This window comes from Aggregatibacter kilianii (assembly GCF_003129965.1).
GTDB lineage: Bacteria > Pseudomonadota > Gammaproteobacteria > Enterobacterales > Pasteurellaceae > Aggregatibacter > Aggregatibacter kilianii_A.
The window spans coordinates 18,932-42,479 of record NZ_NRCJ01000021.1; the positions used below are offsets into that span (position 1 = coordinate 18,932).

Here is a 23,548-nt window from a genome sequence, read left to right on the forward strand (position 1 = left end):
GCTATTAGTTTACACTGATAGCAATTTTTATTTTGGCTCAGCTTTCTAAGGAGTGAATTCAATTAGTTATAACCAGCCTCTGTCAGTTTGTTTATAATTTCTTCATAAAGAACCTTCATTTTTTGATCACTATTTTTTAAAGAATTTTTTGACATTTTCAACAGTCTGGAACTATATAACTTAGTATTTTTTTCTTTATCCATTATATATAACAGAATTTCAGGATTAATTTCTGCATCTTCAAAAACGGTATATCCTACATTGTCTTTTGTACTAAAATTAGCATTATAGCTTAACAATAATTCAATTTTATTTCTAATATCATTGAGATATTCCTCTCTAGACCACCTGCTACGAAGATGCGTAGATTTTACAACAACATTCATTGGGTAGGTTGCATACAAATGTTTCTTTCCATCAGAGTTAATATAGACATTACTCGGATCTGCGCCATACTCAAGTAACATTTTCATATAGTCTATCGGCAATCTTTCCGCCGCAAAGGTTAGGGGGAGATAATAAATCTCTCTCTTTTGTTTTTTAGAAAAAACTTTAGAAACCAAATTTGGATCCGCTTTATGTTGAAGAAGCAGCTTTGCAATATCAAATCAATTATCCAAAAATACGGAATACATTAAATAGGTAAAACCGGTCTTATCCTTTGATAATGCATTTACATCAGTGTCTTCTGCTAATAACTGTTCTACACGCTTTTTATCATTTCGATAAATGGCCTCGCCCATCTCCAAACGCTCACCTGTAAAATACTCTTCCGCCGGGAAACCCTGATTTTTAGCCATGTCATTGGCGTAGATATTTATGCAATTACATAATAGAAAGAGTGACAATAAAATTAGCTTCATTATTTTCCTTTCAAACTCTATTTCAATAGAGCGAGCCTAGTAATTGATATTATAGCGCTTTTTAGGTTGATAATTTTTCTGATTTTCTAGATTTTTCTGAACCTGAGGAGGTGTTTCTGGTGGCCATTTAACCCCTTTTTTAATTAAGAAATCTCTTACCTTTTCCTCATTTCTAAGCGTTTCCTCAATAAGTGAAGTATCTCTAAACTTATCTCCCCATATAGTCTTCCCTTCCTCAATTAATTTCTTAGACTGGATACTATCTTCAATATTCGTATAAATCAAATAAGGAACAGTTAGTCCATTACGTCCAGTAACATTTATATCTGCGCCTCGCTCTAAAATATATAATGTATTTTTAGCTCCAACATATGCTGTTTCAATAACTAAGGGACTACCCTCTTTATAAGAATTAATTTCCGCTCCATAATCAATAAGTAGTTTAAATTTTTCATGATCAACATCATTAGTTACCGTAAAAATAATCGGGATATTCATAAATCGCTTTTGTTTATAATTCGGATCTAATCCCCCTTTCAATAACGCTTCTAATATCTGAGGCGGTGCACCGTAGTATAATACAGCTGTCATCAATGGGGAATCATTTGTATTTTCTCCTTGTTCCTGATCAGGATCGGCACCATTCTTAGTTAAAATAGTAATGATCTTATAATAGTCTTCATTATTTCCATTTAAATCTTCAGAAATCCGAACGATAGGTAACATCAGCAGAGACATATTCTTTTTACTCAATGTATGCAAATCGGTATGTGGCGCTAATTCTTCCACCTTTTTCACATCTTTTTGCCAAATAGCCTCTGCTAATTCTTTTTGATTTTTTCCATAAAAATCATTAACTGAATAGGTCATAAAAAATCCTCTGTTAAAATAGAATAGGATAATAAGAATGAGGATAAACATAATGACTATTTTCTTTATCATGCTATTTTCTCAAGATTTTATTTAGAATATTTAATTGACATTAAATAAAAAAGTGCGGTCACTTCTCTAAGTGTTTTTTCTTTATGAAATACACCGAAAATTTTGACCGCACTTTACAAGATTATGAAACTAATCTAAGACAAAATTTCTATTTTATTTTCAAGAAAATCTTCAGAAGATATATCAAGTTTAATTTCTAAGTCAATTTTTAATTTATCGATTCCATAAAACTATTAAGATAATCTACCATCGGAATTTTCTTAGCAGGATATAATTCATCTTTTAACTCAACTAAATCTCCATCTATACTAGTCGTAAAATAAACCAGCCTTACTTGTAACCCAGCTCTCTTAACCGCCGTATTATTTCTTTTAAATTTTCATCATTAGGATTAGCTTTTAATAGTTTTTCTGAACTTCTTAATAATTTTTCACCATAAATACGATGATCTGCGCCTTTATCCATTAGATATAGAATAATTTCACGATTCATTAATGAAAATTCAACAACACTACGACCTGTTGCACCAATCGAATTAATATCTGCTCCATGTTGTAGTAATAATTCCACTCTTGCTTTTATATCATTCATATAATCTTCCCGCGACCAACGGTTTAAAATATAGGAAGAACGTACTGCCGCATTTATCGGATACATTGCATAAAGTGGTATTTCTCCTTTTTCATCTCTATAAGCATAATTCGGGTTAGCTCCGTATTTCAATAATAATTCCATGTATTCTATCGGCTTATCATCCGATACAAAAGTTAGAGGAAGATAGTAAACATATCTCTTCTTATTTTCTGATAATACTTTTGACACTTGATTCGGATCTGCATTATGTTGAAGTAGTAACTCTACAATCTTAAAACGGTCATCTAAAAAGAGTGAATATAGCAAATAAGTCACTCCATCATTATTACTTGATAACTCATTGACATTAAGACCATTTTTTAACAATTTTTCTACTTTTACTCTATCATTCTGATGAATAGCTTTCGCCATTTCAAGTCGTTTACCTTCAAAATATTTTTCCGGTAAAAGTCGTTCATTTCTTTCTGAATCATTTGTATAAGCATTCATAGATGCTCCTAATATTAATATGCATAAAGTTATTTTTATATTCTCCAGTAAAAATCTTATAAACTTTAACTGATTATTTTGCATAACGTCCCCTTAACCAGCAATTTTTGTGGCTCAAAAAAACTATCTAGTGAATAACTTGTGGGCATAAACCATAAGTGTTTCATTACTTTTTCCTAACCGCTTTAATATTCATACTGAACCATTACAACATATTTCATCTTCTCTAAGATAAAAAAGTGCGGTCAAATTTCCCGGTGTTTTTCATAAAGAAAAAACACTTAGGAAAATGACCGCACTTTTTGCATTTTCACGAGGAAGTTAGTAACCCAACTCAGATAAGCGTTTAATTATTTCGGCCTGATAAGGTTTTCCTACCGGTCCACTTTTAAAAATATCTCTATAAAATCTCAACACGCGTTTTCCATAAATGCGATGATCGGCACCTTTATCCATTAGATAGACAACAATCTCAGGGTTACTCGTTGCAGATTCAACAACACTTTCATCCATTGCGCCAATCGCATTAATATCTGCGCCATGAGCCAGTAATAAATCAACCCTTGCCTTAATATCGTTCATATAATCACTTCTTTCCCATTTTTTCAAAATATAAGCGGAACGAACTGCCGCATTAAGTGCCATTTTTCCCTTTTTATCAACATAAGCTACCGATGGATCTGCGCCATACTCAAGTAACATTTTCATATAGTCTATCGGCAATCTTTCCGCCGCAAAGGTTAGGGGGAGATAATAAACATCTCTCTTTTGTTTTTTAGAAAAAACTTTAGAGACCAAATTTGGATCCGCTTTATGTTGAAAAAGCAGCTTTGCAATATCAAATCGATTATCCAAAAATACGGAATACATTAAATAGGTAAAACCGGTCTTATCCTTTGATAATGTATTTACATCAGTGCCTTCTGCTAATAACTGTTCTACACGCTTTTTATCATTCCGATAAATGGCTTCGCCCATCTCCAAACGTTCACCTGTAAAATACTCTTCCGCCGGAAAACGCTGATTTTTAGCCGTGTCATTGGCATAGATATTTATGCAATTACATAATAGAAAGAATGACAATAGAATAAATCTCATTATTTTCCTTTCAAACTCTATTTCAATAGAATAAGCCTAGTAATTGGTATCATAGCGCTTTTTAGGCTGATAATTTTTTTGATTATCTAAATTTTTCTGAATCTGAGGTGGTGTTTCCGGTGGCCATTTAACCCCCTTTTTAATTAAAAACTCTCTTACCTTTTCCTCATCTCTAACGGTTTCCTCGATAAGTGAAATCTCTCTAAATTTATCTCTTGATGCGATCTTCCCTTCTTCAATTAACTTTTTAGATTGAATACGATCTCTAATATTCGCATAAATTAAATAGGGGACAGTGAGCCCATTATGCCCAGTAACATTGATATCTGCACCGCGCTCTAAAATATATAATGTATTCTTAGGACCAAGAGATGCAGTTTCAATAACTAGGGGAATACCTTCTTTAGAAGAATTAATGTCTGCACCATAATCAACTAATAGTTTAAATTTTTCATGATGAATATCATTAGTTACCGCGAAAATAATCGGGATATTCATAAATCGTTTTCGTTTATAATTTGGATTCAATCCACCTTTTAATAACGCCTCTAATATTTGCGGTGGCGCACCTGCGTATAATATAGCGGTTGTCAATGGAGAATCATCTTTATTTTTTCCTTGTGCCTGATCCGGATCTGCACCATTCTTAGTTAAAATGGTAATAATTTGATAATAGGCTTCATTATTTCCATTTAAATCTTCAGAAATCCGAACGATAGGTAACATAAGGAGCGACATATTTTTTTTGCTTAATGTATGCAAATCAGTATGTGGCGCTAATTCTTCCACCTTTTTCACATCTTTTTGCCAAATAGCCTCTGCTAATTCTTTTTGATTTTTTCCATAAAAATCATTAACTGAATAGGTCATAAAAAATCCTCTATTAAAATATAATAGGGTAATAAGAATGAGGATAAACATAACGATTATTTTCTTTATCATGCTATTTTCTCAAGACCTTATTTAGAATATTTAATTGACATTAGACATTAAATAAAAAGTGCGGTCTGTTTTCTAAGTGTTTTTTATTTATGAAAAATATCAAAAATTTTGACCGCACTTTTTGTATGGAGCGCCAGAGTTAACTCAAGGTTCAACATTAGAATCATTGCTTAGGAGGCCACTCAATACCTTTTTCAATCATAATTGATTTAATTTTTCGTACCGTATCTAAATCACCTTCTATCGCTTTCAAATCTCCCTTAGTCTTTCCGCTTTTAATACGAGTAATACTTTCTTGCAAAGATTTTTCTTTATTAAAAACTGACATTGCAAATGTTCTTTTATTAAATTTATTTTCACTATGAACACTAGCACCCATTGACACTAAATAATAAGAAACTTCAGGAGCAGTAATTACTGCAACATGAGCAGGAGTTTCTCCTGCAGTTGCTGTTGTTTTTGCATCTATATCTGCCCCATATTTTACTAATAATTTTACAGAGCTTAATTTATTGTCATTTAATACATCAAAAATAATTGGAGCAGATTCTAATTCATAATTCGGATTTAACCCGCCATCTAACATAGAATTCAACAATAACGAATTCTGTTGTATCAGTGCCATGTTTAATGGCGATTCATCAAATCCTCCTCGTTTATCAAATGGTGCACCTGCTCTAACTAACTCTGTGATTATTTGTAAGTGTGGGGTAATTTTATTACCTTTTAAATCATCCAATGCTTCGTAAATTGCTGCAGTAAGTAAAGGAATACTTTTATCTGACATCAAGCTCAAATCTGTTTTTACTGAAAGTTCCTTCACTTTCTCTACATTACCATCTTTAATAGCTTTAACCAGCTCTTTTTGTGGTTCAGAAAAACCATCCAGTGGATAACCTGCGGGCATACAACCTCCAAACAAAAATAAAATAAAAATTAACCATAAGTGTTTCATTACTTTCCCTCTAACGAATAGAGCCGATTATACCTCTAAACTCACCTTCTAAAGCAGGAATAACTTTATCCATACCATGATCATCAACAGAATTCCTAATTGGAAGAATCCAATGTTCTGTTGTTTGTTTTGGTAGAGGATAACGAGTAGTATAAACGGCATCTGGCATTCCCTTAGCCAAAAGATAATCCCCAACATTATTTATCGGTGCCGATGAGAAAGACACTCCATCAAACTCTTGAAAGCGAGTCAAGATCTCTCCTTTAACGTAATATGCTTCAATTTCACTTGGCACCACATTTTTTACTGTAGAGTCATTTAACCCGGCAGAGTTAAAAATTGTCGCTTTAGCCCCAGAAACTCTGGAAGCAGCAGAAGCTAGTCCGCCGCCAAGAGAATGCCCGACAAACTCAACATTCGCAGCATTTCCAGAATCTTTTATCTTTTGACCGATTGCTAGTGCTCTTTCATAATAATCAGACTTCAAACCAACTCCTTGTCTAAAATTATTTTTCCAGTCCACTAATTCTTCAGGACGCGTACCTCTGAAGACAATGCTTGGTTTCATATCATCACCAAATACTGCTGGGTCAGGAACAAAAAAACGAGCTTGAAAATCTTGATTTTTAGGAAAATCCTTTGTAATCAATCCATACTTACTTAGTTCTTCTGGGTTATCACTAATTTCTTTCCATCCCACTGGCGGCTCACTTCCAACAGGGTTATAAACAGCTTTCGCAAGTGCTGCCTTCTGCAATGCCTTACGTTGCCGATCTAATTCATTGGCTAATTCATGTTTTCCTTCTTGATGTAATCTCTCAATTTCACTGGAAGCCGCTTGCCATGCTTCGGCAAGCTGTTCCGGCGTCAAGTCAGGAGATAAAAGAGCAAGCATAATCGCAACAATGTTATTATTCACCATGCCATTATTAATATAAACACTCTCCTGCCCATTTATCGTCACCGTCCCACTACCCGCTATCATCACACTCCCTTCTTTATCCAACGAAATCGACGCGCCTCCCGCAACCAACGCAATTCCGCCACCTTGTGACGACACTATCAATGTCTTCTCCGCCGTCAGGCTTTGATTTATCCCCACTTGGTTGATACTGTTCTGCGATAAAGAAACCAGTTCCGCTTCCAACACATGCTTATCACGGTTCCCTCGTACGGTTATATCCTGATTTTTCGTCACCGACTCGGCGTGTTCATTAATCACCAGCATACTCTTATTATTTATCACATCTGTCGTCATGTCTTTTTGCGCCTGAAAATCTAAACGCTGCGCGCCCGGGGAGTCTTCCATCATCACCCCGTTATAACCACCTCCCTTATATGTTTGCGACATGATGTGCATTTGCGTTTTATTCGCCGGTAATCCCGCCGGGGACATATTATTGGCATGATACGCCCTGCCCGTCACTATCGGTTGGTCCGGGTCGCCATCCAAAAAGTTCACCACCACTTCATGCCCCACCCGCGGTATCGCCATCATCCCCCAGCCTTTACCTGCCCAAGGTTGGGTCACTCTCACCCAGCATGAACTGTGGTCATCAAATTTCCCTTCTCTGTCCCACAAAAATTGCAAACGAATGCGTCCGAAATTATCCGTGTAAATCTCTTCCCCTTTCGGCCCCGTTACGATTGCCATTTGTGGTCCTTCAATCCGTGGCTTGGTACGTTGTGACGGACGCCAGGTCTGGTCGCTTGGAATAAACTCAAAATTCGCGGTTAAGGTCGTAGGATTGCCGCCCGCCTCTAATTCTGAAGATTGCGGTTGCTGCCCTTCATAACGCACGCTCACCGGTTGCCATAACGTATTTAAACTTGCTTTCGGGTGCCCTTCTAATGTAAACAGTTTGCCTACCTGTAAATTCGGACTATTACTAATGCCCTCGCCTAAATGCGCATCTTGTCTTAAACCGTCTAAGCGGTATTGCGTATATTGCTTGCCTCTGCCATCTTTAAACCGCCCCGGAAAATCATAATGTTCATATCCCGTTCCGCTTTCAAAGGAGGCCGCCCAATTCGGCTTTTTGAATGTGTAATCCTTCAGTTGTACGCGCGAAGGACGTAGTTGCTCGCGCCGTCTAAATGAGGTGATACATTTTTCCTGTAATTGGGCATTTTTATTCAGGTTATAAGGCAGGCTTACCGATTGCACTAACGTTGCAACATCATCCGTTAAGATTAAACGGTGTTGACCGTCGCGATGCTCAAAGTAATAAAATATACCTTCCTCTGCCGTAAGACGTTGCAGAAACTCATAATCCGTCTCACGATACTGTACGCAAAACTCACGCTCAGAATGGGGATGACGTAAAATAAAGGCATAGTCCATCACTTTATTTTCGGCAAAAAGCGTTGAAAGAATGCTTTCAATATCTTTCTGCTGAAAGATTCTTGAATTACGTCGTAAACCCGCCCGCCATAAATCCGGACGAATCGTTAAATTGTAATGTGTTAATCGAAATCCGCTGTCGCCTTGCTCAAAATCCGACACCATGCCTGAAAAGGTTTGCTGCAATACGCCATCCTGCCAGATGGATAACACGGCATGATTATCTAAGACCTGAGCCGGGTTAATGGCTGAATCGGCACTGCTTACCGCAACGTCTAACGCATCTAATTCATTATAGTGTGAAGAAAAGTGAAAACTGATGACGGAAAAGGTCGCCGGCGGTAAATTGCCCGCTTCCAGCGTAAATTGCAATCCGCTTGGTTTGCGGTTAAAGAGTGCGGTGAGTAATTCTAACGGTGAGGAAAATGCTGACGGTGTATCATCACTTATTGGCTTGAGTCCCTTACTGACTTGGTTGCTCACACTTTTGACTCGGTGAATAACGCCTTCCGCCATCGAAACCGCTTGCTTAGCTTGTGAAACCGTTTGTTGTACTTTAGCGACATTTGCAGCCAACTTCTCATTGCCGGTTAAACCCGCAATAGAGCCAACAGTACCGGCAAGTGAATCAATAGATGTAGAGGAAAGACCTTGCTGCACAACATTTTTTACATTATTCACCGTATTTTTTGCTGTTGATACTGCATCCGAAGCCTTAGCAACTTTATCCTGGACTTGATGAATTTTCCCTGCTAACTCATCAGCTCCGACTAAATCTGCAGCGCTACCAATTTGACTTGCTGATGAATTAATTTTATTAAGTTCTGATAACAACTGATCTTTAGACATAAAAATTCCTTTATTTTTAACCGCACTTTTATGATATTAAATATAGGTTATTGGTAAATAAATAATGAGGCTATCTTACTGTATTCACGCGTTTTTGTATATGATTGTTTAGAAGAAGTAGCGACGATATTGCGGCTAAAGATATGTCTTTCTAACAAAGAGAATAATTAAAGCAATAGATAAAAGGAGCTCGTTGAATAGGTTTAAAAGTGCGGTGATAAAAAACAACGTTTTTTTGAACGTTGGCTTTATGAATAATCTTGAAGAGACAAATAAATGACTTCAGTGGTTTGTGAGAAATTTTTTAAGTGTTTTACTTTATAATACCCGCACATTAATTATTAGACGTGCGGGTATTTTTTAAATATTTTCTTACTCAAACAACGCCTTATGCAACGAACGCACAACTTCATCCGCTTTATCACTGTCGGACAACAAACAAATATTGTTTGTGCTCGCGCCGTAGCTAATCATACGGATATTGTAAGCATCCAAGGTTTCAAAAATACGTTTGGCAACACCGGAAGCGGTGTGTAAATCGTTACCGATGAGGGCAACAAGTGATAAACCGGTATCCACTTTCACAGTGCAAAACTCACTTAACTCGCCGATTAATTCATTAGATAGCAAACTTGCGCCGGAGGAGGCTGAGCCGGTTTTATCTAGAGTTAAAGCCACGCTGACTTCAGACGTCGTAATAGTGTCCACGGAGATTTTGTGTTTCGCCAAAATCGTGAAAATATTGGCTAAGAACCCCTGAGCGTGCAACATGTTCAAACTGGATAAAGTGAGTAAGGTTTGGTCACGACGTAAAGCGATCGCGCGGAATGTCGGGCGCGGTTGCGGATCGCGGGTGACCCAAGTGCCGCCGTCTTGCGGTGCTTTACTGGAACCTACATACACCGGAATATTGCTGCGCACCGCTGGCAATAATGTTGCCGGGTGGAGAACTTTCGCTCCGAATGTTGCCATTTCCGCCGCTTCGGCAAAACTCATGGTGTCGATGCGTTGCGCATTCGGCACAATACGCGGGTCAGTGGTGTAAATACCGGCGACATCCGTCCAGATTAACACGTCTTTTGCGTCCAACACTTCGGCCAGTAAAGCGGCGGAGTAATCACTACCGCCACGCCCTAATGTGGTGGTTTTCCCATGTTCATCACGACCGATAAAACCTTGCGTGATCACCAATTCGCCACGATCGATTAACGGCTTTAAAACGTTATCGCTGTTTTGGCGGGTTTGTTCATCATTCGGCGCGGCTTTACCGAAGTGGCTATTGGTGGCGACAACGGTGCGCACATCCAACCAAGTAGCTTGAGCTTGCAATTCGCGCAATACTTCTACGAAAATCAGGGAAGACATCATTTCGCCATGGCTGATTAACTCATCGGTTAATGCCAAAGATGTGGCTAAATTGGCAGCTTCCGCTAAGGAGGTAATATTTTCTAAGAGCGCCTCAATTTTCGGGCGAACACGGCTGTCATCTTTCAATTCCGTGAGAATATTTTCTTGAATTCGGCGAACTTCATCGAGCAATTTGCTACGTTCCGGTTCTTCGCAACCGTTTGCTAAAGCAACCAATAAGTTGGTAACGCCGGCAGAGGCGGAAAGCACCACAACGCGAGTATTGGGATCGGCAATGACGATTTTAGCGCAGGATTGCATGGCAGGATAATTGGCGACACTAGTGCCGCCGAATTTTGCGACTGAAAGATGAGACATAAAAAACTCCGATTAATAAGTATGAATATTGTGTGTTTGCTATACAAATACTCATTTACCAGAGATTTGTCAAATAATTAATTTAAATTTTTAAATAATTCATAAAAATTTCTAAAAAAACTAAGATCGGATCGAATAATCCCCAACGCAAACCCATTTATAGGTGGTTAACGCCTCCAATCCCATCGGTCCGCGCGCGTGTAGTTTTTGCGTGCTCACCGCCACTTCCGCCCCCAAGCCGAATTGTCCGCCGTCAGTGAATCGGGTACTGGCGTTGACGTAAACCGCCGCCGAATCCACTTGCGCAATAAATTGTTGGGCGCATTTTTGCGAAGAAGTCAAAATGCTGTCTGAGTGTTGACTGCCATATTGGCGAATATGCGCTACAGCTTGTGGCAAATCATCCACAACAACCACGTTCAGATCCAAAGACAACCATTCTTGTTTCAGTTCTTCCTCTTTTAACGGATACACCGCCGCGCCGGCGTTTTGCAAAAGAGAAAGTGCGGTCGGATCAGCGTGTAATTTTACGTTTTTTCCTTCCAAATAATCTGCCAGCATTAGTAAAAATTGATTGGCGATACTACGTTGAACCAACAGCGTTTCCAGCGTATTGCATGTGCTTGGGCGCTGGGTTTTGGCGTTGAGAATCACCGGCAAGGCTTTTTCCAAATCGGCAGTTTCCTCTACGAACATGTGGCAAACGCCGATGCCGCCGATAATCACCGGAATAGTAGAATGTTCTTTTGCCAGTTGATGCAATGCCGCGCCGCCGCGAGGAATAATCATGTCCACATAGCGATCTAATTTCAGTAATCCCATGACCAACGCACGATCCGGATCGGTAATCGCCTGTACCGCTGTTTTCGGCAAACCGGCGCGTTCCAACGCATTTTGCACGACGTCCACCAGCACTTTATTAGAATGCTGTGTTTCTTTGCCACCGCGCAAAATTACTGCGTTACCGGTTTTTAAGCAGAGGCTCGCCACATCGATGGTGACATTCGGGCGGGCTTCGTAAATGGTGCCGATAACACCTAGTGGCACACGCACCCGTTCGATTTTCACACCGCTATCCAACACGCCACCGTCAATGATTTTTCCCACGGGATCGGCAAGGGAAATCACATGGCGCACATCATTGGCAATGCCCTTCAAACGTTCCGGCGTTAACAATAAACGGTCAATAATCGCTTCCGACAAACCGTTTTGTTTGGCGGCTTCGATATCTTGCGCATTGGCGGTTAAAATACGCGCTTGTTCCTGTTCCAGTTGCTCGGCAATTAACGCCAAAGCATGATTTTTTTCACGTTGGGAAAGTTGGGAAAGCACAAAAGCGGCTTGTTTCGCCTGTTTTCCCATTTCAATTAAATCAACGGACATTTTCTCTCCTATTTCGTTTTTTGCGGTAATTTATCGTCTTTATGGTGCTTGGAAATATCCTGTTCCTGATAATCAAAAATCGGCAAGCCCCACTCAAAATGAATCGCTAATAAGCGGGTGATGAAACCGACAATAAGGGTAACGATAATGACAATATTCTGATCAATATGTAAATGCTGCAAACCGATATAAATCGCCGTCGCCAATAAAGCAACGCTGGCATAGAGCTCTTTTTGAAAAACCAATGGAATGCGGTTGCACAACAAATCCCGCAATACCCCGCCGAATGCACCGGTAATGATTGCCGCAATAATTGCAATAGTGGTGCCGTGTCCCATATCCAGCGCAATTTGCGCACCGATAATCGAAAACACAATTAAACCGACGGCGTCCAACACCAAGAAAATCGTTTGAAAATAACGCATAAAATGCCGAATAAAAGGCGCAATCACTACCGTAAGTACTGCGGCGGACGCCACGATAATGAAATATTCGGGATGTTTCACCCAGCCCAGCGGGTAATGCCCTAACAGCACATCACGCACCGAACCACCGCCGATAGCCGTCATACAGGCAATAATAATGACACCGAAAATATCCATTTTCTCCCGCCCTGCGGCAAGGGCGCCGGTAATGGCTTCGGCGGTGATGCCGATAATATAAAGAATGCTAAGTAGCATAAGGTTCCTTAAAAGTGCGGTTGGTTTTCGCGTTATTTTAGAGAGAGACGAGGCAAAATGCTATGTTTTAGATCATAACTTTATTTTGTCTCGCTAAGATAAAAAAACACTTGGATTTTTAACCGCACTTTTTGCCCAAACTTTTGACCGTGTTGGTGAATTCTTGCATAATGCTCGACAATTTTCGTCTTTGTTTATCACAAGGGAATAGCATGTCCGATCAACAATCCAAATTTTTAACCGCACTTTCCTCACTGGCACCCATTTTATTCTTACTCGTTATTGATATATTTGCCCTCTGGTTACAACCGCAATCCAAAGCCATTTCCCATTTAGCACTCGGCGTCCTGACGGCACAACTCATTTGTTTAATTGTGTTTATCAAAGGGGAAATTTGTAACGGACAACGTTCCCGTTTAAGTCGTGTGAATCTCTATTTCGCGCTGTTTTGGCTGGTGTGGTTCCTGCTCAGCTTTTGGTCGAATTATCATTATATCTTAACGGATTTTGTCAGCCTTTGCGGCTTTGCCATGGCCTTCGCCACCTGGAAACAACCTCAAGAAGAGGAACTGCGTAGCAGTTTGCTAAAAATGTCGGGGCTGATTGGATTGTTGGGCGTGATTTGTTATGCCATGATCTTATTTGACGAGGTGAGTCTGATTCAATTTAATCCGCTGGCACAGATTTTACTTGGCATTATTTTAGCCAATCTGGCATTGGTGATTTCCCGCAATCGCTTACAGCATTTTATTGCGTTACTGATTTTGTGTATGGTCGCGTTTCTTGCCCTCAATGCCATTTTTGTTGCAACCGGCTTATTCTACTTATACCAACAAAGTGCGGTCGTTTTTGCCAACGAATTTGCGTTACTACTCTACTTTGTTCTGCATTTTGCCGTGGCGGCGATCCTGATGTTGCACGTATTCAAAAAATGGACACTGTCTTACAATACGTTGTTTATTTTGTTGCTGATTGCCGTCAGCTTGCCGGTTTGGGCAAATTTTGCCTACATCGCTTAAACACCATCTATAAAAAAGGCGCTTCCATTTGAAGCGCCTTTCTGTTTACTGCATCGGTAAAATTATCTTACCATTGATAGCCCGCACCAACGGAACCGCCGAAATCACCGCGTGTATTTACGTTACCGGTTAATTTCAACACTACTTTGCCGTTGTCAGTAATACGGGAAGCACCTACCGCCAACGCACTTTGGTCACGGTATCCGCCCACTGCGGCCGCCACCATGCTTTTACCCGGCGTATAAGCCTGCGGTAAACCTGCGGTTGCCGTCGCACCGGCAATACCTGCGCGTAAGCGTTTGTCTTCACGATCCATTTTGTTTTCTAATCGATTAATATTGTTATAGATGTTGTTATTAATCGTTGCAGTATTCTGCTGCAATACGGAATGAAGCTGCGAACCGTTAATGGCATCCGTTGAATCTTGTGAAATACGACCGGCGGCAACGTTGGTAATAGTTCTCTCACTACCTGCAGAACCGACGCTAACCGTACCCACCGGACTATTTCCGGCAAAACCGCCGTAGGTTACACCGTTCACAGTCGCCTCATTTGTGCCGACCGCGGCGGATGTGACCGAATTACTACCAAGCGCAACCGAATTGCTGTCTGAAGCAGTAGCGTTGGTACCAATTGCAATGGAATTTTGTGCTGAGGCGATACCTCCGCTACCAATTGCTGTTGAATAAGCACCGCTGGCATTAGAACTACGCCCTACACCGATGGCATCCCGACCGGAGGCATTAGCATATACACCGGCAGCTAAAGCGCTAACACCTGACGCATTTGCATTGTTACCCAATGCTGTACTTACTCTACCGCTGGCATTCGCCTGATTACCAAGGGATGCTGTACCTTCGGCAGTTGCATTCGCTTTGTAACCAACTGCAGTAGTATTTGACTCGGATGCAACCGATTCTGTACCTAATGCAACCGTACGATTTGCCGTTGCTTTTGCTTTGGAGCCGGCAGCTAATGCGCTTACACCGGAAGCATTGGCGTCACTACCTACAGCAGTCGCATTTGTACCGCTGGCTTGAGAAGTTGTACCTGCTGCTAAAGATCGGTTTCCGGTAGCATTTGCACCAATGCCTGCCGCTAAAGCATTATCACCACTTGCAGAGCTTTTATAACCTAGGGTTATTGCCTGAGAACCTATTGCATTAGAATGTCCACCGATAGAAATGGAATGACTGCCGGAAGCATTTGCCACTTCACCGTGTGCAATAGCAGCATCTCCCGTTGCTTGTGCACTGTAACCGGTAGCAATGGCGTTGTTTGTCGTTGCCTCTGCTTTGTGCCCGAGTGCCGTAGAATATGCACCTGAAGCATTCGTTCCAGCCCCTACCGCGACGGCTTTTTCAGCAGAATTAGAATGAGCACCAACTGACACGGAAGAATTTTTAGAAGAAGCATCGCTTCCAATTACCGTACTTTCATCAGATTGTGCCGTAGCACGGCTACCAATAGCGATAGAACGCTTACCATCATAGGTATCCATAGTAATTTTTGCGAATTCTCCAATCGCAATTGAATTGGTTGATTTTGCATCAGGCGCAATAGCACCACCTGCATGATACGATTCAGCGTTTGCAAAAACAGAAACAGAGGCAAGTAAAGTACCAACTGCGCTTAATTTGAAGATTTTGGAAAGTGTTGAATGATTTGTGGTTGAATTAGATTTAACATGACCTTTTGATAATTCCGAGACAACCGAACAAGTCTGCTTAGCGCTGTTCCAAATAACTTTGAAAGTTTTGTTCATAAAAATATCCTTACAAGATAATGGGATTAAAAAAACAAAAAAGAATCATCTAAAACCAACTAGATTATTCAACTTCTAATTATAAAGAATATAGGCGTATAAAAATAGATCTAATTTTGCTTTTTTATTGAACAAAACACTCCATTTCGAGCAAAAATAACGCTAAAACGATCTAAAAACCGACTGGAATACTATGACTATGTTCTTATATATCAGTAAATTACATAGAGTGGAGTGAATGAAGTAATATGAATAAAAAAATAATTTCGGATAAAAATATTTCATAAAAAAATCCCTTTTCAAATTAAAAATCTGAAAAGGGATTTTTTATTTGATAATTATTACGATCTCAAAAAAACGGATTTAATATGATCTACCTCTATAAAGAATCTGATAGATAATATTCAAAAAAACGATATTTTTTCTGACCGCACTTTAATATCCGTTATTGATCTTTAAAGTCCCGCATTAATTGCTCGGCTTTTTTCACCATTTCTCTGGAACCGATGAAAAGCGGAACGCGTTGGTGCAATGCGCTCGGCTGAATATCCAAAATGCGGTTATAACCGTCACTTGCCACACCGCCGGCTTGCTCCGCTAAAAACGCCATCGGGTTGCCTTCATAAAGCAAGCGTAATTTTCCGTTCGGGTAGTTGGTAGCACTTGGATAAATATAGATACCACCTTTTAGCATATTGCGGTGAAAATCGGACACCAAAGAGCCGATGTAACGGGAAGTATAAGGGCGTTGGGTTTCTTTGTCTTCTTCTTGACAGTATTTCAGGTATTTTTTCACGCCCATTGGGAATTTGAGATATTGCCCTTCATTAATAGAATAAATTTTGCCCGTTTGCGGAATTTGAATATTTTCATGAGACAGGCAGAATACGCCGAGGGAAGGGTCGTAAGTAAAGCCGTTGACGCCATGCCCGGTGGTATAAACCAACATGGTAGAGGATCCGTAAACGATATAACCCGCTGCTACTTGGCGATTACCCGGTTGCATGAAGTCTTCCAAAGTGACAGGCGTGCCAATGGGTGAAACACGGCGATAAATGGAGAAAATAGTGCCTACCGCTACGTTTACATCGATGTTGGAAGAACCGTCTAACGGGTCGGTTAAAATCACATATTTGGCATTGCGACCGCGTTCCGTATCAAATGCGATAAAATTTTCTTCTTCCTCGGAAGCAAACCCCGCCACTTCTTCACGGCTCATTAACGCCTGTTTCATGGTATTATGCGCAAACAAATCCAATTTCATTTGGGCCTCGCCCTGCACGTTTTGAACACCGGAATTGCCGATAATGTCATTGGTTAAACCCGCTTTATTAATGTCGCGGTGAATCACTTTCGCCACCAAACGAATAGACGACAAAATCCCGCTCAATTCCCCTTTTGCATGTGGATATTCCGCTTGTTTTTCAACAATAAATTGACCTAATGTTTTCATCTTTTAGTCCTTATTTCATTAATGAATTTACTCAATTCTGAACATACTTTATTATAACAGCTTGAATTTTGGATGATGAAAGAGATTCCTATTTCTGTGATTCACAACACATTTTTATTTGAAACCGTCAATAACTCGGGATAAAAGGATTCAATATGACAACCAAACACCTTCATATCTTAGGCATTTGCGGCACGTTTATGGGCGGCATTGCGATGATCGCCAAACAAATGGGCTACCATGTCACCGGCTCCGATACCAACGTTTACCCGCCGATGAGCACCTTCCTTGCGGAAAATCACATTGAAATCATACCGCACTTTGAACCGAGCCAATTACAGCCCGCGCCGGACATGGTTATCGTGGGGAACGCCATGAAACGCGGTAATCCATGCATTGAATATATGCTGGTGAACAACATTCCTTATACGTCCGGACCTCAGTGGCTACACGATCATTTATTGCGCGATCGCTGGGTTTTAGCGGTTTCCGGCACGCACGGCAAAACCACGACTACCGGGATGTTAACCTGGATTTTAGAAAAAAATGGTTTGGCGCCGGGCTTTTTAATCGGCGGTATTGCAGGTAACTTCGGCATTTCCGCGCGTTTAGGCAAAAGTCCGTATTTTGTCATTGAAGCGGACGAATACGACACGGCATTTTTTGATAAGCGTTCCAAATTCGTCCATTACAACCCGCGCACGCTGATTATTAATAATATCGGCTTTGATCACGCGGATATTTTCGATGATCTGAACGCAATTCAGCGTCAATTCCATCACATGATCCGCACCATCGCCGACAACGGACGTATTCTCTCCTTTGCCGATGAAGAAAGCGTGCAACAAATGCTGGCAATGGGCTGTTGGTCGGAGCGTCAGTATGTGGGCAAAGATCAGGAATGGTATGCCGAGCGTATTAAGCACGATTGCACCGAATTTGCCGTGTTTCACAAAGGCGAAAAGGTCGCTGAAGTGCATTGGAACATTGTCGGCGAACATAATATGCGCAACGGCTTAATGGCGATTGCGGCGGCACATCATGCAGGTGTGAGCATTGAAAACGCTTGTGCGGCACTTGGTTCATTTATTAACGCCAAACGTCGATTGGAAGTCAAAGGCAATGTTCATGGCGTGACCGTTTACGATGATTTCGCCCATCATCCGACAGAAATACAGGCAACGTTGACCGCACTTCGCGACAAAATCGGACAACATGAACGTATTTTGGCGGTATTGGAACCCCGTTCGAACACCATGAAAATGGGCGTGCATAAAGACGAAATCGCACCGGCGTTAAAACAAGCCGATGCGGTGTTCTTATTCCAACCGGAAACGATTCCTTGGAAAGTCGCGGAGATTTCCGCGCAGTTAAGCCAACCGGCATATGACAGCAATAATTTGGATGAATTCGTCAATTTAATTGTTGCCGAAGCCAAGCCGACAGATCATATTTTGGTGATGTCTAACGGTAGCTTTGGCGGGATTCATCAGAAACTATTAGAGGCTCTACAAAAGAAAAGCGTTTAAGTGATAAGAAAAAAGGCATTCGCAAAAACGAATGCCTTTCTTTTAGAATCTGGTTGCGGGGGCCGGATTTGAACCGACGACCTTCGGGTTATGAGCCCGACGAGCTACCAAGCTGCTCCACCCCGCGTTAGAGGGCGCTAACTATACCCGTTTGAAAATGAATTGCAAGTTTAAATGTAAAAAAATTGTTTAATTGTTATAAAAACAAACGATGTGTCGTTTTTTTAGACAAACCATCCCAATGAAAACACCCGAAATTTTCACCGCACTTTTATATCATTCAGTATGAATTCCATATTCATCCGTAACAAATTGGTGTAAAATTCGCCTTTTCGTTTTTATCCATTTTGCTTTTAGGACGTTATATGCTATTCAACCGAACTTCTGTTTATAAACTTCTCACTCTTTCCGCGATGGCGGTATTAACGGCGTGCTCCTCCAATTCCAACAAATCTGCCGGTGAACAAACCACGACTCAAAACACGCAAAGTTTGGACATCGATCCGCAAAAGTTCGGTGCAGTGTATAACGGACGGACTTATCAACAATCCATTTTCATGCCCGTAAGCCAGGTTGAGAACAAAAGTGCGGTGGTAAACCAAGGTGATTTTTTGACCCAACTCTCCAATGTCAATAATTATTCCAGTAAATTGAGCACCAATTTTGCACCGCTTTATGACAAAGTGACGGCTTGGGTGCTCGCCGGCGCCAACACCAATGAATTAACCAATTTTGGCATCCAAAGCCAAGTGATGAAAGGTTTCGACGGTTATCAAAACGTGTTAATGACCGGCTATTATTCCCCGGTGATCCACGCCCGTCGTACACAACAAGGCAAATTTAATCAGCCGATTTATGCATTACCTGCCCAAAAACGCTTCTCCCGCGCGGAAATTTACGCCGGTGCATTGAAAGGCAAAGGCTTGGAACTGGCTTATAGCGATTCCATGATCGATAACTTCCTGCTTGGTGTACAAGGCAGCGGCTATGTGGATTTCGGCGAAGGCAATTTGAATTATTTCGCTTATGCGGGACAAAACGGCTATCAATACGCCGCAGTGGGGCGTTTACTGGTGGAAGATGGTGAAATTCCAAAAGAAAAAATGTCTATTCAAGCCATTCGTGATTGGGCAAATGCCAATCCGTCACGCGTACAAAGCCTGTTGGAGCGCAATCCGTCTTATGTGTTCTTTAAAAATGATCCCTACGGCAAAGTGAAAGGTGCGGCTGGCGTACCTTTAGTGCCGATGGCTTCCGTGGCGTCAGATCGCAACGTCATTCCGCTGGGTAGTGTGCTATTGGTGGAAGTACCGCAAATGGATAATAACGGCAACTGGACGGGACAACATCAGCTACACTTAATGGTGGCGCTCGATGTAGGCGGCGCCGTAAACGGGCACCATTTCGATTTATATCGCGGCATCGGCGATCAGGCGGGGCATATTGCAGGCTTGTCCAAACATTACGGTCGCGTTTGGGTGCTACGCTAATGGCGCGCATTGATAACTACGAACAACGTTTCGGCGGTATCGGGCGTTTATATGGCGCCGATGCCCTTACCCGTTTACGTCAGACTCATATTTGCGTCATCGGTATCGGCGGTGTCGGTTCTTGGGCGGTAGAAGCGCTTGCCCGCTCCGGCATCGGCAGTATCACTATGGTTGATATGGACGACATTTGCGTGACCAATATTAATCGCCAAATTCACGCCCTGAGCGGCAATATCGGACAGCTGAAAACCGAGGCCATGCAACAACGGGTAAAATTGATTAATCCCGAATGTGATGTAAATGTTATTGATGACTTTATTTCTGCTGAAAATTTAGCTCAATATCTTCACCGTGACTATGATTATGTCATTGATGCTATTGATAATGTCAAAACCAAAGCGGCATTAATCGCTTATTGTAAACGCCACAAAATCAAGATAATCACGGTCGGCGGCGCAGGCGGGCAAACGGATCCGAGTCAAATTCAAATTGCCGATTTAAGTCGTACCATCCAGGATCCCTTACTGGCGAAAGTGCGGTCGGTTTTACGCAAGGATTACAACTTTACGCAAAACCCCAAACGCAAATTTGGCATAGATAGCGTCTTTTCTACACAGCCACTCATTTTCCCGCAAACAAGTGATGGTTGTTCTATCTCGGCAACCATGAATTGTGCCAATGGATTCGGCGCAGCAACCATGATCACCGCAACTTTCGGTTTTTTCGCCGTTTCTCGCGTGATTGATAAGTTATTACAGAAAAATGACTAACTTATTTTTTCAAATAAAAAAAGATAGCAATTCAAATAAAAAAAGAGTAACCTAGTTTGGTTTTATTTAATTCATATTCCAATAATAGAAGGAAATACAATGACTACGTTACTGAAAAAAACGGCAATTGCCGCCGCTATTCTTTCTTTTTCCGCTGCAGCTTCCGCAACAATCGTCACTTCAATTAAGCCCCTTGGTTTCATTGCCTCTTCTATCGCAAACGGTGTTACCGATGTAGATGTGCTGGTGCCGCCGGGCGCCTCCCCTCACGACTACAATTTAAAACCGTCCGATGCAAAAAAATTAAAATCTGCCGAAATGGTGGTTTGGGTCGGGGAAGATGTGGATGCGTTTTTAGATAAATCCATTGATGACCTTGATTATAAAAAAGTGTTAACAATTAAAGACATTGCCGCAATTGAACCCTTTTTGATAAAAGGTGCGCATCATCACCATCATCATGGCGAAGGTGAGCATGAAGGACATGAGCATTCGCACGAAGGGCATGATCACGCTCACGGAGGCCACGATCATCACGCCCATGAAGGACATGAACATCATCATGATGACGATGCCGGTATTAACTGGCATGTATGGTATTCGCCGGATATCAGCAAAGTCGTAGCGCAACGCATTGCCGCGAAACTGGTAAAACAATATCCGGAGAAAAAAGAGCTGATTGAAAAAAACATCGCAGAATTTAACCGCACTTTAGATGAAACCGGCGCGAAAATTAAATCGCAATTGGAAAGTGTAAAAGATAAAGGTTTTTATGTGTTCCATGATGCCTACGGCTATTTCAATAACGCCTACGGGTTAAAACAAACCGGTTATTTCACTATCAACCCGCTGGTCGCACCGGGAGCAAAAACCTTAGCAAAAATCAAAGAAGAAATCGCCGAACACAAAGTAAACTGCTTATTTGCCGAACCGCAATTTACACCAAAAGTGATTGAGAGCCTGAGCAAGGGAACCCAAGTCAATGTCGGTCGCCTTGATCCAATGGGCGATAGCGTAAAAACAGAAGGAAATGCCTATGCCGCATTTTTACAATTTACCGCCGATAGTTACTTACAATGTTTAGCAAAATAAATGAATAAAAAGATGGCATGACGAATAATCATGCCTTCTTTTTTATTATTTAGCGTCAACTAAAAATACAGTGCTATTCAAAATTATGCTTGCTATAATTTTTAGCGACTTATCACAAACCAAAAGGAAGACACAATGAAAAAAACATTAAAAATGACCGCACTTGCTGTTATCTCGGTTTTTGCATTAGCGGGTTGTGCACAAGATACGGCAAAAGGAGACGCCCAACTACAACAACAGGCTGTGATGGGAATTAATTGGATGCAGGAATCCGGTGAATATGATGCCTTGGCTTATCAGGCATTTAATACCGCGAAGGTTGCGTTTGATCATGCCAAAGTACAAAAAGGCAAGAAAAAAGCCGTTGTGGTTGACTTGGATGAAACCATGATTGATAACAGCGCTTATGCAGGCTGGCAAGTAAAAAATAATAAACCGTTTGACGGCAAGGATTGGACGCGTTGGGTTGATGCGAGAGAATCAGGTGCTATTGCCGGTGCAGTAGAATTTAACAACTACGTAAATTCTCACAAAGGTAAAATGTTCTACGTCTCTAACCGTAAAGATAGCAATGAAAAAGCCGGGACCATTGATGACATGAAACGCTTGGGCTTTACCGGTGTTGATGAATCCTCCCTTTATCTGAGAAAGGATAAATCCGCCAAATCTGCCCGTTTTGCCGAAATAGAAAGTCAAGGCTATGACATTGTGCTTTATGTCGGTGACAACTTAGATGATTTCGGTGATGCAACCCATGGTAGATTGAATGCGGATCGCCGTGATTTTGTTGCACAAAATCAGGCTAAGTTCGGCAAAACCTATATTGTATTACCTAATCCAAACTATGGCGGTTGGGAAGGAGGCTTAGCAAAAGATTACTTTAAAGGCGATTCTCAAAGCAAGGTCGACGCCCGTTTAAATGCAATTAAAGCATGGAGTGGAAAATAATCTAAGCTAAAAAACACCAATAAAACTAACCGCACTTTAGAGTAAAGCTTTAAAGTGCGGTTTTCTTTTACATAATTTGAAACAAAAAAGTTAATTAATAATAAAATTAAAAAAGAAAAACTGAGTATATAAAAGGAAATTTTACTTTTAAATAAGTAGTGGCAGGGGCGGAGAGGCTCGAACTCCCAACACCCGGTTTTGGAGACCGGTGCTCTACCAATTGAACTACGCCCCTATTGGTATGTAACTTTAATAAAGTACAAAATTGGCGGAATGGACGGGACTCGAACCCGCGACCCCCTGCGTGACAGGCAGGTATTCTAACCAGCTGAACTACCACTCCGAAATGAGGATTAGCAGTGACCTACTCTCACATGGGGATGCCCCACACTACCATCGGCGTAACAGCATTTCACTTCTGAGTTCGGTATGGATTCAGGTGGCTCTACTGCACTATGACTGCTAAAAATTCTTATTACTTTAGTTCACTTAAAAGCTCAATAAACTAAAGTAATAAACTTGGCGGTGACCTACTCTCACGTGGGGATACCCCACACTACCATCGGCATTACGGCGTTTCACTTCTGAGTTCGGTATGGAGTCAGGTGGGCCCACCGC

General features: G+C 41.1%; 19 protein-coding genes, 3 tRNA genes, 2 rRNA genes and 1 pseudogene. 6 read left to right on the forward strand and 19 right to left on the reverse strand.

The window, feature by feature from the left end; genetic code table 11:
- Nucleotides 1-62 precede the first annotated feature (62 nt).
- The 11 genes from DK430_RS12460 to DK430_RS12510 all read right to left on the reverse strand — a co-directional run bounded on the left by DK430_RS12460 (nt 63) and on the right by DK430_RS12510 (nt 12,864).
- Nucleotides 63-473, reverse strand: a complete 411-nt coding sequence (locus tag DK430_RS12460) for a hypothetical protein (RefSeq protein ID WP_162616851.1) — start codon at nt 471-473, stop codon at nt 63-65.
- 135 nt (nt 474-608) lie between these two features.
- On the reverse strand, nt 609-863 hold the full coding sequence (locus DK430_RS12465; RefSeq protein ID WP_109079378.1) for a hypothetical protein: 255 nt from the start codon (nt 861-863) through the stop codon (nt 609-611).
- A gap of 36 nt (nt 864-899) precedes the next feature.
- On the reverse strand, nt 900-1,733 hold the full coding sequence (locus tag DK430_RS12470; RefSeq protein ID WP_162616852.1) for an ankyrin repeat domain-containing protein: 834 nt from the start codon (nt 1,731-1,733) through the stop codon (nt 900-902).
- A 402-nt stretch (nt 1,734-2,135) separates the two neighbouring features.
- Nucleotides 2,136-2,972: an ankyrin repeat domain-containing protein gene (locus tag DK430_RS12475; RefSeq protein WP_109079380.1), complete on the reverse strand. Its 837-nt coding sequence runs from the start codon at nt 2,970-2,972 to the stop codon at nt 2,136-2,138.
- A gap of 237 nt (nt 2,973-3,209) precedes the next feature.
- Entirely contained in the window at nt 3,210-3,986 is a 777-nt protein-coding gene (locus DK430_RS12480; RefSeq protein ID WP_109079381.1) for an ankyrin repeat domain-containing protein, read from the reverse strand.
- 36 nt (nt 3,987-4,022) lie between these two features.
- The gene (locus DK430_RS12485) at nt 4,023-4,856 is read right to left on the reverse strand and encodes an ankyrin repeat domain-containing protein (protein ID WP_162616853.1); all 834 of its coding nucleotides are present in this window, start codon (nt 4,854-4,856) and stop codon (nt 4,023-4,025) included.
- Between the two features lie 235 nt (nt 4,857-5,091).
- Nucleotides 5,092-5,883 (reverse strand): ankyrin repeat domain-containing protein, encoded by a 792-nt coding sequence (locus tag DK430_RS12490; RefSeq protein WP_109079383.1) that lies wholly within the window; start codon nt 5,881-5,883, stop codon nt 5,092-5,094.
- 10 nt (nt 5,884-5,893) lie between these two features.
- Complete coding sequence (locus DK430_RS12495; protein ID WP_109079384.1) at nt 5,894-9,076, reverse strand: type VI secretion system tip protein TssI/VgrG; 3,183 nt, start codon at nt 9,074-9,076, stop codon at nt 5,894-5,896.
- 372 nt (nt 9,077-9,448) lie between these two features.
- Complete coding sequence (gene lysC / locus DK430_RS12500) at nt 9,449-10,801, reverse strand: lysine-sensitive aspartokinase 3 (protein ID WP_109079385.1); 1,353 nt, start codon at nt 10,799-10,801, stop codon at nt 9,449-9,451.
- A gap of 120 nt (nt 10,802-10,921) precedes the next feature.
- Nucleotides 10,922-12,184 (reverse strand): glutamate-5-semialdehyde dehydrogenase, encoded by a 1,263-nt coding sequence (gene proA / locus DK430_RS12505; protein ID WP_109079386.1) that lies wholly within the window; start codon nt 12,182-12,184, stop codon nt 10,922-10,924.
- Nucleotides 12,185-12,192: 8 nt separating this feature from the next.
- The gene (locus DK430_RS12510) at nt 12,193-12,864 is read right to left on the reverse strand and encodes a trimeric intracellular cation channel family protein (protein ID WP_109079387.1); all 672 of its coding nucleotides are present in this window, start codon (nt 12,862-12,864) and stop codon (nt 12,193-12,195) included.
- A 212-nt stretch (nt 12,865-13,076) separates the two neighbouring features.
- Between DK430_RS12510 and DK430_RS12515 the strand changes: the two genes are divergently transcribed.
- A complete protein-coding gene (locus DK430_RS12515; protein WP_109079388.1) occupies nt 13,077-13,883 on the forward strand; it encodes an HI_1241 family integral membrane domain in 807 nt (268 codons plus the stop codon).
- Between the two features lie 67 nt (nt 13,884-13,950).
- Here DK430_RS12515 and DK430_RS12520 read toward each other — a convergent pair whose 3' ends face one another.
- From DK430_RS12520 to fbp, 3 genes and pseudogenes are all read right to left on the reverse strand, one after another.
- On the reverse strand, nt 13,951-15,384 hold the full coding sequence (locus DK430_RS12520; RefSeq protein WP_239496823.1) for a YadA family autotransporter adhesin: 1,434 nt from the start codon (nt 15,382-15,384) through the stop codon (nt 13,951-13,953).
- A 159-nt stretch (nt 15,385-15,543) separates the two neighbouring features.
- A pseudogene (locus DK430_RS13480) lies at nt 15,544-15,648 on the reverse strand (ESPR domain-containing protein); the annotation flags it as partial.
- Between the two features lie 445 nt (nt 15,649-16,093).
- Entirely contained in the window at nt 16,094-17,101 is a 1,008-nt protein-coding gene (fbp, locus tag DK430_RS12525; protein ID WP_109079390.1) for a class 1 fructose-bisphosphatase, read from the reverse strand.
- A gap of 155 nt (nt 17,102-17,256) precedes the next feature.
- Between fbp and mpl the strand changes: the two genes are divergently transcribed.
- A complete protein-coding gene (gene mpl, locus DK430_RS12530) occupies nt 17,257-18,630 on the forward strand; it encodes a UDP-N-acetylmuramate:L-alanyl-gamma-D-glutamyl-meso-diaminopimelate ligase (RefSeq protein WP_109079391.1) in 1,374 nt (457 codons plus the stop codon).
- A gap of 50 nt (nt 18,631-18,680) precedes the next feature.
- Here the strand turns inward: mpl and DK430_RS12535 are convergent.
- A tRNA-Met gene (locus DK430_RS12535) sits at nt 18,681-18,757 on the reverse strand.
- A gap of 238 nt (nt 18,758-18,995) precedes the next feature.
- Between DK430_RS12535 and mltA the strand changes: the two genes are divergently transcribed.
- The 4 genes from mltA (at nt 18,996) to DK430_RS12555 (ending at nt 22,930) form a co-directional block, all read left to right on the forward strand.
- Nucleotides 18,996-20,120 (forward strand): murein transglycosylase A, encoded by a 1,125-nt coding sequence (gene mltA / locus DK430_RS12540; protein WP_109079392.1) that lies wholly within the window; start codon nt 18,996-18,998, stop codon nt 20,118-20,120.
- Nucleotides 20,120-20,890, forward strand: coding sequence for a tRNA cyclic N6-threonylcarbamoyladenosine(37) synthase TcdA (tcdA, locus tag DK430_RS12545; RefSeq protein WP_162616854.1), 771 nt, complete (start codon nt 20,120-20,122; stop codon nt 20,888-20,890). The genes mltA and tcdA overlap by 1 nt, the downstream gene beginning before the upstream one ends.
- A 99-nt stretch (nt 20,891-20,989) precedes the next feature.
- The gene (gene znuA / locus DK430_RS12550; RefSeq protein WP_109079394.1) at nt 20,990-21,982 is read left to right on the forward strand and encodes a zinc ABC transporter substrate-binding protein ZnuA; all 993 of its coding nucleotides are present in this window, start codon (nt 20,990-20,992) and stop codon (nt 21,980-21,982) included.
- 135 nt (nt 21,983-22,117) lie between these two features.
- Nucleotides 22,118-22,930: a 5'-nucleotidase, lipoprotein e(P4) family gene (locus tag DK430_RS12555; RefSeq protein WP_109079395.1), complete on the forward strand. Its 813-nt coding sequence runs from the start codon at nt 22,118-22,120 to the stop codon at nt 22,928-22,930.
- Nucleotides 22,931-23,089: 159 nt separating this feature from the next.
- Here the strand turns inward: DK430_RS12555 and DK430_RS12560 are convergent.
- From DK430_RS12560 to rrf (DK430_RS12575), 4 genes are all read right to left on the reverse strand, one after another.
- A tRNA-Trp gene (locus DK430_RS12560) sits at nt 23,090-23,165 on the reverse strand.
- 31 nt (nt 23,166-23,196) lie between these two features.
- Nucleotides 23,197-23,273, reverse strand: a tRNA-Asp gene (locus tag DK430_RS12565).
- Nucleotides 23,274-23,281: 8 nt separating this feature from the next.
- Nucleotides 23,282-23,397: ribosomal RNA gene (rrf, locus tag DK430_RS12570) — 5S ribosomal RNA — on the reverse strand.
- A 50-nt stretch (nt 23,398-23,447) separates the two neighbouring features.
- Nucleotides 23,448-23,548 (reverse strand): 5S ribosomal RNA (gene rrf / locus DK430_RS12575); the annotation flags it as partial.